The sequence below is a fragment of the Cupriavidus sp. YAF13 genome (assembly GCF_052113425.1).
Lineage (GTDB): Bacteria > Pseudomonadota > Gammaproteobacteria > Burkholderiales > Burkholderiaceae > Cupriavidus.
On sequence record NZ_JBFRDD010000033.1, the window covers coordinates 68,315 to 83,495 of the forward strand.

Consider the following 15,181-nt stretch of genomic DNA (forward strand, 5'->3'; position numbering starts at 1 on the left):
CCAGCGCCGCGCAATGGCGGCGCTTGCCCATTTACTCGGCCTTCACATCGGCGGACTTTGCCACCTGGCTCCACAGCGCGGTGTCGTCCTTGATGCGCCTGGCGAATTCCGCCGGCGCAATGCCGCCCGGCTGGGCGCCCATGCTGGCCAGGCGCTCCTTCACCTCCGGGCTGTTCACGCTCTTGTGCACCTCCGCCTGCAATTTGGCAACCAGCGCAGGGGGCGTGCCTTTGGGTGCTGCAAGGCCAAACCAGTTGATGACCTTGTAGTCCTTGAGGCCAGCTTCGGCAAAGGTCGGCACGTCCGGCAGCGCGGGCACGCGCACGACGCCCGTGACCGCCAGCGCGCGGGCCTTGCCGCCCTTGATCTGCGGCACCGCGGTCGGCGTGGCGGTGATCAGGATATCCACGTTGTTGCCGATCAGCCCCATCAGCGCATCGCCCGCGCCCTTGTACGGGATATGCGTGATCGATATCCCGGCGTCCTTCTTGAAGACCTCGGCGGACAAGTGCGTGGAGCTGCCGGCGCCGCCCGAGCCGAAGTTCAGCTTGCCCGGGTTTTGCCTGGCGAAGTCGATCAGTTCCTGCAGCGTCTTGAACTTCGAGCTCGCGGGCACGATCAGGATCACCGGCGTCTGCGCAATCGTGGTCACCGGCACCAAGTCGTTGTTGTAGTCCCAGGGCAGCGCCTTGAACAGCGACGGCAACATGGTGTACGTGGTGTCGTTGGCCAGCAGCGTGTAGCCGTCGGGCGCGGAACGTGCCACCTGCAGCGTGCCAATGGTGCCGCTGGCGCCGGGCTTGTTCTCCACGAAGAACGACTTGCCGGTGCTTTCGGTCAGCTTCTGCGCCACCTGACGGGCTACGAAATCGGTGGTACCACCAGCGGTGTATGGCACCACGATGCGCACCGGCTTGTCGGGCCAGGTGGCGCCGTGGGCATAGGTCGTGGCCACGCTAAGGGTTGCCAGGGCAAGGCTGGCGCAAAGGCGGTGGTACATGGCTGTCTCCATTGATGTCTGACTGATTGATGTCCGGTGTTCGATGTTCGCTATGCGTGGCTCACGCCCGCTCTTGGCGGCGGGGCGTTCTTCCGGAGTTGTCGCGCCCGATGTTCTATTAGACGGAATAGCATTCCGATTAATTGTAGGAGCCGTTGATTCACCGGTCAATCCGGGGGCTTTCCCTAGCGGGCCTCGTCCCGGGCGGGACGGATTTGCCATTGGCGGCAATGTGGGTGTTCGGCTGGGCAGCGCTGCCTGCGTTACCATGGCAGCGTACGTTTCACCTTGCGCATGCCCTCGCGCTGCCGCACCCACCTCGCGCCTTCGCCGCCATCACCCAATCGCCATGACCTCAGCACTGCTGCTTGAAAACATCCATGACACCGCCGTCGAGCGCTTCAAGGAAGCGCATGTCACCGTCGAGCGCCGCACTGGCGCGCTCGCTGGCGACGAACTGCATCGCGCTCCCGCGGCCCACCAGATTCTCGGCATTCGCTCCGCCACGCACCTTGGCGCCGCTGAAATCGAAGCCGCCAAACACCTCGTGGCCATTGGCTGCTTCTGCATCGGCACTTCGCAGGTAGACCTCGACGCCGCGGCCCGCGCCGGCATGCCGGTGTTCAACGCGCCGTTCTCCAATACGCGTTCCGTGGCCGAGCTGGTGATCGCGGAGGCGATCCTGCTGCTGCGCCGCGTTCCCGAGAAAAACGCGCTGGCGCATGCCGGCAAATGGGCCAAGGGCGCAAGCGGGTCGTTCGAGGCGCGCGGCAAGACCATCGCCATCATCGGCTACGGCAATATCGGCTCGCAGGTTGGCGTGCTGGCGGAAGCCATGGGCATGCGCGTGGTGTACTACGATGTGCAGGCCAAGCTGTCGCTGGGCTCGGCGCGCGCGGCGCGCTCGCTGGCGGATGCGGTGTCGCAGGCCGACATCGTGACGCTGCACGTGCCGGCCACCGCGCAGACCAAGAAGATGATCGATGCCGACGTGCTCCGCCAGTTCCGGCGCGGCGCGATCCTGATCAACGCGTCGCGCGGCACCGTGGTGGATATCGAAGCGCTGCGCGCGGCGTGCGATGACAACCATATCGCCGGCCTGGCGATCGACGTCTTCCCCGAAGAGCCCAAGACCAACGCTGACCGCTTCACCAGCCCGCTGCAGGGCGTGCCCAACGCGATCCTGACGCCGCATATCGGCGGCAGCACGGAAGAAGCGCAGGAAAATATCGGCACGGAAGTCGCCACCAAGCTCATTGCCTTCCTCAGGACGGGCGACACGATTGGCGCGGTGAATTTCCCCGAGGTGAGCCCCGGCCCGCTAACGTCGCCGGCGCGGCTGCTCAACGTGCACGGCAACGCGCCGGGCGCGCTCGCCGCGCTCAACACGCTGCTGGCGCGCGACGGGGTCAACATCGTGGCCCAGCACCTGCAAACGCATGGCCAGATGGGCTACGTCGTGACCGACCTCGACAAGGTGCCCTCGCCGACGCTGGCCGCCGCGCTGGATGCGGAAACAACGTTTATCCGCTGCCGCACCATCATTAACCCGCTGGCCTGAACGGCAGCGCGGCACCATCGCTGCCTCGCCGGCAGCGGCCAGGACAGCGACCAGGACAGCGACCAGGACAGCGGCCATCGGCCGCTGTCTTCAATTCACCCGGAAATGCTCCACCGACTGACCCGCGTTGACTGCACGCAGCAGCCATGCGGGCATGGGGCCCACGCCATCCCAGACCTGTCCCTCCGCATTGCGGTAGCGGCGTGCGGGGACGCTCGCCTGCGGCAGTGCTGACGCAGGTGCTACCGCTGCGGCTGCCGGCACGGCTGCGGCCTCGGCTGCCTGTGCCGAAGCCGCTGGAGGTGCCGCTGGTTTCACGGCTCCCGCTTTCTGCGCGGGCACGGACATGGTCACCCGTGCAGGCGCAGGAGCGGCAGCCGGGGTTGCCGCCGGCTCGGCAACCACTACGGCGGCCGGCTTTTCCGCGGGCACGGCGTCGGCGACTGCCACCGCAACTACGACAGGCGCGGCTTCCAGAGTTGCGACCGGCGATGCGACCGGCACAGCAGGCGGCGCTGATTGCCTGACAGGGGCAGGAACGCGTTTGCGCGCTACGGCCTTGCGCAATGGCGCAGGCGCTACTACCGGCGGTGCGGTGATTGGCCCGGCAGGCAACAGCGCGGGCGGTGCCGTGATCGGTCCTGCGGGCAACAGCGCCTGGGCTACATCTACATCCATTTCACTTTCCTCGACGATGGGTTCCTCGGCCGGTGCCCTGGCGGGCGCCGCCTCCCAGTCAAAACAACCTGCCGCCTCCAATTCATCCATGGAGATGCCGAGCCGCTCCATCTGGACGCGGATCCAGACAATGGCGGCGACTTTCTTGACGTCGGCGGGATCAGAAGAATGCATGGCAAAAGACACAATAAATGCAGGTAGAAGAGGCGGGGAAACGGTCGCGGATGCGGCGCTGGCCGCACACTGAAGATCCTGAGGATCGCACATGATAGCCGAGCGCGGGACCGGCCCCCCCCAAGCCTTGAATCCGGACGCAAAAGCCGGGCCAAAGACCCCTTTCCTGCACCCCCTCAATGACCGCAAATCCGCCTCCGGGGGGCGTCGGCCGGCCTGCGTCCATAGCCTGCCCCCACGCTCCGCCATCACGCAAAATCCACACAAGATAAATGAGAACGATTATCATATGCGACTCGGCGGCCACGATTTGCCGGCCGTCCCAGCCAACGGCCTGTGCGCAACACGGCACTGCCAGGCCCCCGTCTTGAAAGGATGCATCGCCCATGAATCGCCTCATCACCTCAGCCCTGCTTTGCGGCGCCGCACTGAGCGGCACCGCTCAGGCCCACCAGGTCTGGCTGGAGCAAACGCCAGCGGCCGCCCAACTGTATTTTGGCGAATTCAACGAGAACCTGCGCGAAGTTTCGCCGGGACTGCTGGACCGGTTCGTGCAGCCCACCGCCGTGCTGGTAACGGCCAGGGGTGAGCAACCCCTCAAGGCGGACAAGACCACCAACGGCTTCGTGCTCTCGGGGCGCGCAGGCGCGGGCGAGACCATCGTTGCGCAGGACACGGGCTATCCGGTGCTGGAGCGCAAGGACGGCGACAAGGTGATCCGCACCGCCTGGACGCCGGCGGCTCGCTTGCTGGGTGCTGGCTCCACCACCGCCGTCACGCCCAGGCTCGCGCTGGACATCGTGCCGACTGGCCGCGCCGGCGAGTACCAGGTGGTCTATGCCGGCCGCCCGCTGCCCAAGGCCAAAGTGGGCGTGGCCGTGCAGTCCGGCTGGGGCCGCGAGCTGCGCACCGACGAGCAAGGCATCGTGCGCCTGGCGCAGCCGTGGCAAGGCACCTACGTGCTGGAGGTGCACCACGTTGACAAGACCGCCGGCGAGCGCAATGGCAAGCCGTACGACATCGCCAGCTACGTCACCACCCTGTCGCTGACGCAGGGCGATGGCCTGGCCGCGGTACCCGCAGTGCCGGCAGCCGCGCCCAACAAGTAAGAAGGGAGCGCTTGTCATGGGGTTGAGCCAGACCGGCCGTTATCGCCTCGGCGTTGCCTCGCGCGTGGTGGCCGCCATCGGGGGCGGCTATGTACTCGCGGCCGTGGCCACCGGGCTGCTGGCCGTGGTGATGCCCATGCCGCCGGACGAGGCCGTGATGACCGCCACGCTGCTGTCGTTCTCGCTATATGCGTGCGCGGTGCTGTGGGTGTTCGCCGCCGGCAGCGCGTGGCGCGCCTGGGCCGGCGTGGCGGTGCCTGCCGCGGTGCTCGGCGTCATGCTGGCTGCCTTGCGAAGCGCGTCATGAGGGCCGGGCTGCGCCAATCGATGGCCTGGCTGCATAGCTGGTCCGGGCTGCTGGTGTGCTGGGTGCTGCTGCTGGTGTTCTGCGCCGGCACCGCCAGCTACTTCAAGGACGAGATCACGCTGTGGATGAAGCCCGAGCTGCACCGCTCGGCCGCCACGCCAGTGTCCAGCGCCGAAGCCGCCAGCCGTGCGGTAGCCTACCTGCAGCGCAACGCCGCGGACTCGCCCCGCTGGTTCATCAACCTGCCGGATGCGCGCAACCCCGCGGTAAACGTGCTGTGGATGCGCCCACCCGGCGCGCCGGCCTCAGGCATCGGAGGCGGCCGCGGCCGCTTCGAGAGCCGCACGCTGGATCCCGCCACCGGCGCCTTCCTGCAAACCGTGCGCGACACGCGCGGTGGCGAGTTCCTCTACCGCCTGCACTTCGACCTGTACTTCATGCAGGCGATCTGGGCGCGCTGGATCATCGGCTTTTGCGCGATGTTCATGCTGGTGGCCATTCTCAGCGGCATCATCACGCACCGGCGCATCTTCCAGGACTTCTTCACCTTCCGGCCGCGCAAGGGCCAGCGCTCCTGGCTCGATGCGCACAATGCCACCGCCGTGCTGGCGCTGCCCTTCCACCTGATGATCACCTACACCGGACTGGTCACGCTGATGTTCATGTACATGCCGTGGGGCATCCAGACCGCGTACGAGGGCAACCAGCAGGCTTTCAACAACGAGGCCTTCGGCCGCGCGCCGCAAGGCAAGCCAAGTGGGCGCGCGGCCCCGCTGACGCCGGTCGCCCCGCTGGTGGAACAAGCCATGCGCCATTGGGATGGCGCGCAGCCCGGCCGCGTCGCCATCATGCTGCCCGGCGATGCCAACGCCACCATCACGGTGTCGCGCGGCACCGAAGGCTCGCTGTCCGCCAATGCGCCGTCGATGCGCTTTAACGGCGTCACCGGCGCGCTGGTCGCAGCCACTGGAGACGCGCCCGCCGCGGCCAACCAGACGCGCGGCGTGATGGTGGGCCTGCACGAGGCGCATTTCGCCGGGCCCTTGTTGCGCGCGTTGTTCTTCGTGAGCGGGCTGGCAGGTTGCGTCATGGTGGCCACCGGCGCGCTGCTGTGGGGCGTAAAAACGCGCCAAGGCCAGGCCAAGGCACTGGCGGCCGGCGAGCGCCCGAGCTTCGGCCTGCGGCTGGTGGACGCGCTCAACCTCGGCGCCATTGCCGGCCTGCCGATCGCGTTTGCTGCGTACTTCTGGGCCAACCGCTTGCTGCCCGTGGGCATGCCGCACCGCCCCGACGCGGAGATCCATGCCTTCTTCATCGCCTGGGGCACGGCAGCCGTGCTGGCGCAGGTGCGGCCGACGCGCGGCATGTGGCGCGCGCAACTTTGGGCCGGCGCGCTGATGCTCGCTGCCATTCCCGTGCTCAACGCCTTCACCACGCAGACCCACCTGGGCGCGACGCTGCTGCAAGGCCAGGGGCCTGCTGCCGTGGCGGGGTTCGACCTGACGGTGCTGGCGCTGGGCATTGCGCTGGGCGCGGCAGCGCATATCCTGGGGCGGCGCGCCAAGGCGCGCGTGCCCGCGCGGCGCCCGGCGCCGGCCAAAGGCACTGGTATGCCGTCCAGCGATGCGAAGGGAGCCGCATGAGCGCAAGCCTGGGTTTCCTCACCGCGCTGGCCCTCACCTATAGCGGTTTCACCGCGCTCAGCCAGACGCTGGACCGCCACTATGCCGATCGCCACGGCCGTGGCGCCGCGCCTTCGCCCGCCGCGCGCTTGCGCCTGCAGGGACTGGGCTGGGCCGCGCTGGCCCTTGCCCTGGCGGCTTGCGTGCAGCAGCAAGGCTGGCCGATGGGCAGCGTCTCATGGATCGGCACGCTGACGCTCGGCGCGCTCGTGCTGGTGCTGCTGCTCAGCTACGCGCCGGCCATCGCGGTACGCGCCGCCCGCTGGGCAGGGATGCTGGGCGGATGCGGGCTGCTGACGATGGGCGCGATGCCCGCCTAGCCATCTCTGGGGCCTGCGAACAGGATCAGGCGCGCAGCAAGCACATCTCACCCGTCCCGTCGGAGAGCGCGACAACGAAACCGTCCGGATAGCCGCGGGCCGCGAGCGGCTATCATGACGGCCATTCCAACTCACTGGCACAGTCCCTCGCTCGCCATGCCTGACAACGCCCCCGCAAGCCAGCCTTACGCGCTGGAGAATCCCTTTCTCGAATCGCTGAATCTCACCATCGTGGAGTGGCAGCCGGACCTGGTGCGCATGTCGCTGATGCCGCAGGCTGCGCACCTCAACAACACGGGCGTCGTGCAAGGCGGCATCCTGGCCACGCTGCTGGACGCGGCGGGCGGCTACGCCGGCCTGTTTCCCGAGCATGGCATGCGCCGTGCCGCCACCACCATCTCGCTGAACGTCAACTATGTCTCGTCCGCGCAAGTGGAGCCGCTGCTGGTGGTTGGCCGGCGCGTGGGCGGTGGCCGCCGGGTATTTTTCTCCAACGCCGAGGTCACCGACAGCCAAGGCCGCTTGATCGCCACCGCGCAGGCCGCGTTCCGCAGGAAAGATCCGGTCTGAGGGAGACCAGACCGCGCCCGTGTTGCCGGTGCGCCGGCCCTGGCTCGGCAATCACAGCAGCCGCGCTTGCGGCAACGCATCCGGCCGGGCTGCGGCGGCGCAGATTTGGCACGCAAGGCGGGCTAATCGCGCGACGACAGCGGCGGCGCAATCTCTTCCAGCGGGCGCTTTTCCGCATTGACCGCATAGCGCAGGGCAAACAAGCCCGCGACGATCACCAGCGCCGCACCAATGCCATAGCCAACAGCCACCGCGGCGCGGCTGCCGCTTGCGATCAGCGCGCCGAACAGCAACGGCCCGATAAAGCCGCCGGTGCCCGTCCCCACGGCGTAGAACACCGAAATGGCGAGGGCGCGCGTCTCGATGGGAAAGACCTCGCTCACCGTCAGGTAAGCGGAACTGGCCGCCGCGGAGGCCAGGAAAAACACCGCCGACCAGCACAGCGCCTGGCTACGCGCGTCAAGCCAGCCCTGCTCGAACGCCCACCCGGTCAGAGCCAGTCCAACACCGGACAGCACATAGGTAAGGCCGATCATGCGGCGCCGCCCGGCGCGGTCGAACAGTGGCCCCAGCAGCAGCGGCCCCAGCACATTGCCGAGCGCAAAGGGGAAGATATACAGCCCTACGCGGTTATCGGGCACGCCGTGAAAGCGCGTGAGCACCAGCGCATAGGTAAAGAAGATCGCGTTATAGAAGAACGCCTGCGAGACCATCAGCGCCAGGGCGACCGCGCTGCGCAGCCGGTAGCGCTTGAACAGTACGTGCGCGACCTCGCCAAGCGTAGGCGCCGCGCGCCTGGAAAGCAGGATCGTGCCCGTGGCTGGCGGCAACGCGCCGTACTGGGCCACCACCTGCGCCTCGATGGCGGCGACGATGCGCCCGGCTTGCTCGCCACGCCCATGCGTCAGCAGCCAGCGCGGGCTCTCCGGCACGTCCCGGCGCACCAGCAGGATGGCTAGCGCCAGCACTGCGCCGAGCAGGAACGCCGCGCGCCAGCCCAGGGCCGGGCCCAGCACACGCGGATCCAGCAGCACCAGGCTCAGGCCCGCGCCAAGCGCGGCACCGAACCAGAAGCTGCCGTTGATGGCCAGGCTAACGCGCCCGCGCACGCGCGCCGGGATCAGTTCATCGATGGCCGAGTTGATCGCCGCGTACTCGCCCCCGATGCCAAGGCCCGTCAGGAAGCGGCACACCGCGAAGAAGACAAAACCCGTGGAAAAAGCGGTGGCCAATGTCGCCGCCATGTACACCGCCAGCGTCACCAGGAACAAGGCCTTGCGGCCAAGGCGGTCCGCAAGGCGGCCGAACACCAGCGCGCCCAATACCGCGCCAGCTATGTACAGCGACCCTAGCCACCCTACCTGCGCCGCATTGAGGCCCAGGCCATCCGGGCGCTCCAGCACGCCGCCCAGCGATCCCACCAGTGTCACCTCAAGCCCGTCGAGCACCCACGCCACCCCCAGCGCGATCACCACCCGCCAGTGCCAGCGCGACCACGGCAGGCGGTCCAGGCGGGCGGGGATATCGCTCTGAATGCGTGGCATGGCGGGTTCCGTCCCAGTGCGGCGATTGGCAAGCATGCGCTGCAGTCTGCGCCTGAGAGGCGCTTCCGGCATCAGCTCAGCCGTTCGCGATGTTTTCGTCATTCATCTGCACGGCCTGGCCGCTGAAGTAGCTAGCCAGCTAGCCGCGCTGGGGGCCAGGAACATGTAGCCGCCAGCGCCCGGCGCGCCAGGCGCGCGACGCCTACAATGAATCATGGCCACCATATAAGGGAACCGCCATGATCGCCTATATGCTCTTCCTCGGGGCAGTCGTCCTGCTCTATGCCTTCGTCATTCGCGCGGGCTTTTTCCACAAGTCGGTGCTCTATCCGGAACACGCCCATCCGTTCCATTACTGGTGGGACCGGATCGTCCATCACCAGAAGAAAGAGAAAGCCAGCTAAGGCGCTTGGACCCTGCAAGGCCTGACCAGGCCGCCCAGCCCGCCGCCCAGCGGGCTGTTTCATGCCGGTGACAGGCACCGGACACCGAGCGTGGTCCCCGGAACGGAAAACGGAAAGCGAGCGCCACGCCAAAGCGGCCCTTGCTGCTCATGATTGCCTGCCTGGGTGCTAAACTGACCGCCCTTCTTATCCGGCTGTTGCTCCCTCTCCATGCGCTTTTCCCGTCTCGCTACCCAAGCTGCATTCCTCTCTGTCTGCCTGGCATCCGCCAGCGCCGGCGTCATCGCTGCCGCGGCCCCGCCCGCGCCCACGCCCGACCAGGTCACCGCCGCTATCCAGCAATCGGAGGCCGAGCGCCTGAAGCAGCTGGAGCAGACTGACCCGGCTGCGGCCGAGCGTGCGCGCTCGCCGCTTGTGGCAGGGATCATGGCTTCCATCAAGGCGCACACGGTCAAGGGCTGCCTGCCCGCCAGCGGCGGCGAGATCGTCTGTATCGTCGGGGTCAAGGCTGGCCGCCGCGACGGCTACCGTGCGCTGGCCTTCGGCGGCAACCCGGAGCCGTGGGTGCTGGTGCGGCGTGAAGAACCCGCCATCAGCGGCCCGGATGCCGGGCAAGCCACCGCCTCGATGCGCGAGTTTGCCCGTGGGCGATTGAAGACCGAGACGGATGCGGAGGCAGTCGCGGAGCTGACCGCAATGGCCACATCGCTGACGGTCAAGCAGCTCGACGAGTGCGGCCTGAGCCACAATAGCGGCAACGTGCGCTGCTCCGCCATGATCTCTACCGGCGGCAAGCCCGACCAGCGCGTCACCGGCTTTGCCTTTGCGCTCGAAGCCGGCGGCTGGCGATTCGTACCGCACGAGCAGTAGGCAGGCCGCTGAGGCCATCCCGGGCCACTGCCCCRCAGGGGGGCGAGGATCACATCTCCTAGCTTCGAACGTTGATCCAAGTCAAGTGGGTGATGAAGCACAAACCCCACGCTGTTGGGGCAGATACCCGCCGCCCATGGTGAGACACTGCGTGCGGGCGGGAAAAGCGTCTCGCCCAATGTCACTTCTTCGTGCCCTCCGTTTATCCGGTGGGCATTTTTTTGCCTCGCCAAGCGCAAGCCATCGCTTTCAAGACAAAAGCAGAGCCCGAAACTCCGGGTCCTGCACGAAACGTCCTGGCCCGAATGGCCTGTGGCGTTCTTCCACATCATCCCGATGGTGGATCGCCGGGCGCCGGCACAGGCGCTTTTCCGCCGTCAATAGTCCTTCACGATTACCCCAACAAGAGGGGATCGTCCCCACGTGAGATGGGTGCACAATCCGGCCTGAAACAGCAAGCGCAGACCTCGAATCCCATGCTAGATGACGCGAAACCGCAGATCGATCCGGCCCGTTGCCGCGAAGCCATGAAAGCGTTGGGGGCCGGTGCGCTCACGGATGCGCAGATGCCTGGCGCACGGGCCACGGCGCGGCAGATCGCGGAGCACCGGACGCGTGCCCTCGCGGATTTGCTCGAGGAAGCGATTCGGAGCGGGACGCCGCGAGCGCTGGGCAGCCATCGCAGGCGGTAACTCACAAAACGAGGACAAGAAGCTGCGCGGGTTGGCTGGCTTGCGCAATCCACGCGGCTACGCGCGCCGGCGACAGGACCCCGACTCGAACAGTGCTGGCTCGACATGTGGCCACCAACGCTCCAGAAAAGAAGACGCCCGCGCGCGGCGGGCGTAAAAAAAACGCCTGTAGAGGCGGATGTGTTTGCTGCCACACTTACGAATCTACTCTGGACATCTAGAGTGAAAATGCTCGCTAGTCTTGGTCATCAACAGGATTCGCCGAGTGCCAGGCTGATCCCTCCCAGGCGCCTGGCATTTTCCGTGACCGGCCGCTTTAGCCAGCCCGCCTCCATCGTTTAGCGCCCGGGTCTGCAGCACGGTGCGCAAGCGCACACTGCGTCAAAAAACTGCGAGGAAAAAAGCCGCCCGAAGTCGGCTGATAGATTGTGCTGCTCCGGCTACTCGCCGGCTTCTTCTTGAATCCCCGTTTCCTTTTGAACCCCGGTTTCCTCCTGAACTCTTACCTGCCGTGCTGTCGCGTATCCCAAGATCGTCACACTATCGTCATCTAGCTTGGTGGACTGCGCGGGCAACGTGCCAGCCGGGCACGGCCGTCGGCGGTCACCCATGATTGCCCCCCGTCATCGCGTCGCGCATTTAGACATTCGAGGCCGCCTTTCGCCTCGAATGCCGCGTCAAGCCCACACCCGCTACGAAGTGCCCGGCTCCGGTGCGATCGGCACCCCGGCCACCGTGACAATTGTTGACAGTCCCAAGCCGCCCGCCCTGCTAGCCTTGAAACTCGCATCGCGGCCCTCCGCTGGGCACGATGCGAATTCGTATCCCCGCCTGGCATTCCGTGCCTGGCGGGATTTTTTTTGCTCCGGAAGATGCCCGCTCGTGGCGGGCTGTGGCAAGCCTTGATTACCAGTTCAGCGCTGCGATCTTGCGAAAGCACCGCAATGCGATCAATGCCACTGGCCTCGATATTCAATGGAAGCCGAGCATTCGGGCGTATCGCGACCTGTGGGACGAGATCAATGGCGCAAGCGCGTGGGCCGCGAACCCATGGGCGGGGGTGGTGGAATTTCGGAAGGTTCAGATATGAACGTCAACCCATTCCCTGGCCCAGGCAAGGCCTTCGGCAAGTGCCCCTTCAAAAGTCGGGTAATAGCCAAGCGGGTCGGAGGTCTCGAGCACTTGGCCATCCTTCTCTACGGCCCCCGAAGCTTCGAACGAGCCATCCACCAAGGGCTTCGCAAAGCCTCGGATGGTGTATCCGCCATAGGTCGCGATGGACATAGTTGCCCCCTCGGGGCTCGTAGTTTGAACCGATACGCGCTCACTTGGCAGACGGGTTCAGTGATCGGCGGTGTCGCCTACGTCGGCGTCAGCTACGAAACCCATTCCGCCCTTGCTTTCGCCCAGCCGCACAGCAACAAGAACGGCCGAGTGCGGCACGAGGATGATCGATGCTTTGTACCTCAACTCGGTCATTCCACCGCTTGTATCGACGCCGTCACAAAACAGCTGGCTCCAGTCGTCGACGCGGGCGTGTGTCTTGAAAATCGTCGGCGACAGTTGGCGCCAATGTGCGCCAGCCAGGACCACAAACCATGGCATGTCCATCTCCGGAGTGCTTCTCAGGGAATCGTAGCAATGAAGCGTCTAACGACCAAGGCCGCAGTGACCGAAATAGTAGACGGCCACGGCTGGAGGCGGCTCTCTGGCCGTTTCTATTACCTCTCGCGTAATTGGCGCGCAGCCCCCCAGCTCCGACACTGAGCTCGCCTGGACTCGCCAGGTAACCACCACCGGAGCCGCCTCATGCCTGCCACCGCCATGACACATTCCGCGCCGCCCCTGCGCCATCCCGGCGCATCAAACCCCGCTGAGCGCCACGCCACACAGCCCGGCCATGTGCTGACCCGTGAAGGCGTGTCGCTCTTCGTGCGCGACTGGCACAACGGTAATCCGGCCGCGGACGTGGTGCTGTTCGCGGCCAGTTGGGCGCTGCCATCGGACGCATGGAGCGGGCAGATGCAGGCGCTGCATGCCGCAGGCATGCGCTGCATCGCCTACGACCGCCGGGGGCATGGCCGTTCCAGCGATCCGGGGCGCGGCTATGACTTCGATACGCTGGCCGACGATCTCGCGGACGTCATCGACGCGCTCGGCCTGCGGCGCGTGACGCTGGTCGGCCATTCGATGGCTGCGGGAGAGATCGTGCGCTACCTGTCGCGCCACGGCGCGGGCCACGTCGCCGGCATCGTGCTGGTGGGCTGCACCACGCCGTGCGTTGCGCGCAGCGACGACAACCCGGACGGCATCGATCCCGCGCTGCTGGCGCAAGCCGCGGCCGAGCTGGCGGACGACTTTCCGCTCTGGGTGGAGAACAACCTCGCGCCGTTCGGCGGCGGCCTGTGCTCGGCGCCGCGGCTTGCGTGGGTGCGCGCCATGGCGCTGCAGACTTCGCTGCAGGCGCTGCTGGGCTGCAATCATGCCAGCGTCCATGCGGATTTCCGCGCGGAGCTGCCGGCCATCAGGGTGCCGGCCCTGCTGGTCCACGGCGACAACGATGCCTCCTGCCCGATTGCGCTGACCGCCGAGCGCACGGCGGCCCTGCTGCCCAACGCCCGCCTCACCGTCTACGCGGGCGCGCCGCACGGCCTGCCGTTCACGCATGCGCGGCGGCTTGGCGCGGACATCCTGGCGTTCGTGCGCGAACTCGGCTAAGCCCCTTGCCAAGGACTCCTGCCATGCCCTCCTCGAGCCTGAACCGCGCCGAGAGCGCGCCCGTCCCGCACCACGCCGCCACATCGTCCCCGACCGCCATGGACCGCCTGGCCCTGTTGGTGATGCTGAGCGGCACCTTCATGGTGGTGATGGATTTCTTTATCGTGAATGTGGCGCTGCCTGCCATCCAGCGTGAATTGCACGCCAGCGCCGGCGCGCTGCAGTTCGTGGTGGCGGGCTATGGCCTGGCCAATGCCACCGGGCTGATCACCGGCGGGCGGCTGGGCGACATGCTCGGGCGGCGCCGCATGTTCATGCTGGGCCTGTTGCTGTTCGCGCTCGCCTCCGCCGCTTGCGGGCTTGCCCCGTCCGCGCCCGCTCTGGTCGCGGCACGCGTGGCGCAGGGCCTGGCGGGCGCGCTGCTCCAGCCGCAGGTGCTGGCCATGCTCTCGCTCACCTACACCGGCCCCGCGCGGGCGCGGGCATTCGCCGCGTACGGCCTGACGCTAGGCCTGGCGGCGCTGCTCGGCCAACTGGTGGGCGGCGCGCTGATCCGGGCCGACCTGGGCGGGCTGGGCTGGCGCATCTGCTTCCTGATCAACGTGCCCGTGGCTGTCATCGCGCTGGTGCTGGCGCCACGCGTGTTGCGCGCGTCGCCGCCCACCGGCGGCAGCAAGCCGGACGTGCCTGGCATGGTGCTGTTGGCGGCGGCACTGGGCGCGCTGGTGTGGCCACTGGTGGAAGGCAGGCAGCAAGGCTGGCCGCCCGCCGCCCTGCTTACGCTGGCCGTGGCGCCCGTGTTGCTCGTCATGTTCGCCTGGCATCAGCGCCGGCAGCATGCGCGCGGCGGACAGCCGCTGGTGAGCCCGGCGCTGTTCGCCGCACCGGGCTTTGCGCGCGGACTGGCCGTGACGGTAGCCTTCTACGCCGGCAATGCCTCGTTCTACTTCGTGCTGGCGCTCTACCTGCAAGACGGCCTTAGCCTGAGCCCGCTGCAAGGCGGCGGCGCGTTCACGATGCTGGCGCTGGGCTTCTTTGCCGCCTCACTGGCCGCGCCGCGCATCGCCGCCCGCCTGGGGCGCTCGTCCCTCGCCTATGGCGCGATGCTGCTGGCGGCGGGCCACTGGCTGCAACTGGCGAACACGCTGCTGCCATGGCAGGCGCAAGGCACCGGCTCGCTGGCGGTGCTGCTGATCCTGCTGGTGGTAGAGGGCGCGGGCATCGGCATGGTGATGGCGCCGCTGGCCTGCGCCGTGCTGGCGGGGACGGCGCAACACCATGCAGGCGTGGCCGCGGGCGTGCTTGCCACGGTCCAGCAGGCAGGCAATTCGGTCGGCGTGGCGCTGGTCGGTAACCTGTTCTATGCGCGGCTGGAAGGCACTGGCGCGGCGCATGGCTACGGCAGCGCCTTTGCCTGGTGCCTGGGATGCCTGCTCGGCCTTGCGCTGCTTGTCACCCATCTTTGTCACGGACAGCGGCTGGCCGCGGCCCCGTAGGCCCCGGAGCCACGCGCGGGCAGCTTCCCGAAATGGCGCAACGCCGCCAGAATCGG

At 67.3% G+C, this 15,181-nt stretch carries 16 protein-coding genes; 11 read left to right on the forward strand and 5 right to left on the reverse strand.

All coding sequences use genetic code 11. The annotated features are described in order from the left end of the window. Positions 1-31: 31 nt before the first annotated feature. Positions 32-1,000, reverse strand: a complete 969-nt coding sequence (locus AB4061_RS24865) for a Bug family tripartite tricarboxylate transporter substrate binding protein (RefSeq protein WP_441638478.1) — start codon at positions 998-1,000, stop codon at positions 32-34. Between the two features lie 349 nt (positions 1,001-1,349). Between AB4061_RS24865 and serA the strand changes: the two genes are divergently transcribed. Then, complete coding sequence (gene serA / locus AB4061_RS24870) at positions 1,350-2,561, forward strand: phosphoglycerate dehydrogenase (RefSeq protein WP_174424696.1); 1,212 nt, start codon at positions 1,350-1,352, stop codon at positions 2,559-2,561. Positions 2,562-2,651: 90 nt separating this feature from the next. Here the strand turns inward: serA and AB4061_RS24875 are convergent, their stop codons facing one another. Further along, complete coding sequence (locus tag AB4061_RS24875; protein ID WP_441638481.1) at positions 2,652-3,506, reverse strand: H-NS family nucleoid-associated regulatory protein; 855 nt, start codon at positions 3,504-3,506, stop codon at positions 2,652-2,654. A gap of 293 nt (positions 3,507-3,799) precedes the next feature. Here AB4061_RS24875 and AB4061_RS24880 point away from each other — a divergent pair, with 293 nt between their 5' ends. From AB4061_RS24880 to AB4061_RS24900, 5 genes are all read left to right on the forward strand, one after another. Beyond that, positions 3,800-4,522, forward strand: a complete 723-nt coding sequence (locus tag AB4061_RS24880; protein ID WP_441638483.1) for a cobalt ABC transporter substrate-binding protein — start codon at positions 3,800-3,802, stop codon at positions 4,520-4,522. Between the two features lie 16 nt (positions 4,523-4,538). Continuing rightward, the gene (locus tag AB4061_RS24885; RefSeq protein WP_441638485.1) at positions 4,539-4,829 is read left to right on the forward strand and encodes a DUF3649 domain-containing protein; all 291 of its coding nucleotides are present in this window, start codon (positions 4,539-4,541) and stop codon (positions 4,827-4,829) included. Then, complete coding sequence (locus AB4061_RS24890; RefSeq protein ID WP_441638487.1) at positions 4,826-6,472, forward strand: PepSY-associated TM helix domain-containing protein; 1,647 nt, start codon at positions 4,826-4,828, stop codon at positions 6,470-6,472. The genes AB4061_RS24885 and AB4061_RS24890 overlap by 4 nt, the downstream gene beginning before the upstream one ends. Then, complete coding sequence (locus AB4061_RS24895; protein WP_441638489.1) at positions 6,469-6,831, forward strand: DUF3325 domain-containing protein; 363 nt, start codon at positions 6,469-6,471, stop codon at positions 6,829-6,831. The genes AB4061_RS24890 and AB4061_RS24895 overlap by 4 nt, the downstream gene beginning before the upstream one ends. Before the next feature lie 114 nt (positions 6,832-6,945). After that, on the forward strand, positions 6,946-7,401 hold the full coding sequence (locus AB4061_RS24900; protein ID WP_441638491.1) for a PaaI family thioesterase: 456 nt from the start codon (positions 6,946-6,948) through the stop codon (positions 7,399-7,401). Between the two features lie 122 nt (positions 7,402-7,523). Here the strand turns inward: AB4061_RS24900 and AB4061_RS24905 are convergent, their stop codons facing one another. After that, positions 7,524-8,945, reverse strand: a complete 1,422-nt coding sequence (locus tag AB4061_RS24905; RefSeq protein ID WP_441638493.1) for an MFS transporter — start codon at positions 8,943-8,945, stop codon at positions 7,524-7,526. Positions 8,946-9,184: 239 nt separating this feature from the next. Here AB4061_RS24905 and AB4061_RS24910 point away from each other — a divergent pair, with 239 nt between their 5' ends. The 3 genes from AB4061_RS24910 (at position 9,185) to AB4061_RS24920 (ending at position 12,001) form a co-directional block, all read left to right on the forward strand. Then, positions 9,185-9,349: a hypothetical protein gene (locus AB4061_RS24910; RefSeq protein WP_253931542.1), complete on the forward strand. Its 165-nt coding sequence runs from the start codon at positions 9,185-9,187 to the stop codon at positions 9,347-9,349. A gap of 210 nt (positions 9,350-9,559) precedes the next feature. Then, complete coding sequence (locus AB4061_RS24915) at positions 9,560-10,219, forward strand: hypothetical protein (RefSeq protein ID WP_441638496.1); 660 nt, start codon at positions 9,560-9,562, stop codon at positions 10,217-10,219. Positions 10,220-11,722: 1,503 nt separating this feature from the next. Beyond that, positions 11,723-12,001, forward strand: a complete 279-nt coding sequence (locus AB4061_RS24920; RefSeq protein WP_441638498.1) for a hypothetical protein — start codon at positions 11,723-11,725, stop codon at positions 11,999-12,001. Here the strand turns inward: AB4061_RS24920 and AB4061_RS24925 are convergent. Together AB4061_RS24925 and AB4061_RS24930 are read right to left on the reverse strand one after the other, a co-directional pair. After that, on the reverse strand, positions 11,992-12,195 hold the full coding sequence (locus tag AB4061_RS24925) for a hypothetical protein (RefSeq protein ID WP_441638500.1): 204 nt from the start codon (positions 12,193-12,195) through the stop codon (positions 11,992-11,994). The two genes, AB4061_RS24920 and AB4061_RS24925, sit on opposite strands and share 10 nt — an antisense overlap. A 57-nt stretch (positions 12,196-12,252) precedes the next feature. Next, entirely contained in the window at positions 12,253-12,516 is a 264-nt protein-coding gene (locus AB4061_RS24930) for a hypothetical protein (protein WP_441638502.1), read from the reverse strand. A 204-nt stretch (positions 12,517-12,720) separates the two neighbouring features. Here AB4061_RS24930 and AB4061_RS24935 point away from each other — a divergent pair, with 204 nt between their 5' ends. Then, a complete protein-coding gene (locus AB4061_RS24935) occupies positions 12,721-13,629 on the forward strand; it encodes an alpha/beta fold hydrolase (protein WP_441638504.1) in 909 nt (302 codons plus the stop codon). A gap of 23 nt (positions 13,630-13,652) precedes the next feature. Beyond that, positions 13,653-15,125 carry an MFS transporter gene (locus AB4061_RS24940; RefSeq protein WP_441638506.1) on the forward strand — a complete coding sequence of 491 codons (1,473 nt, stop codon included), beginning with the start codon at positions 13,653-13,655 and terminating at the stop codon, positions 15,123-15,125. The last annotated feature ends 56 nt before the right edge of the window (positions 15,126-15,181 follow it).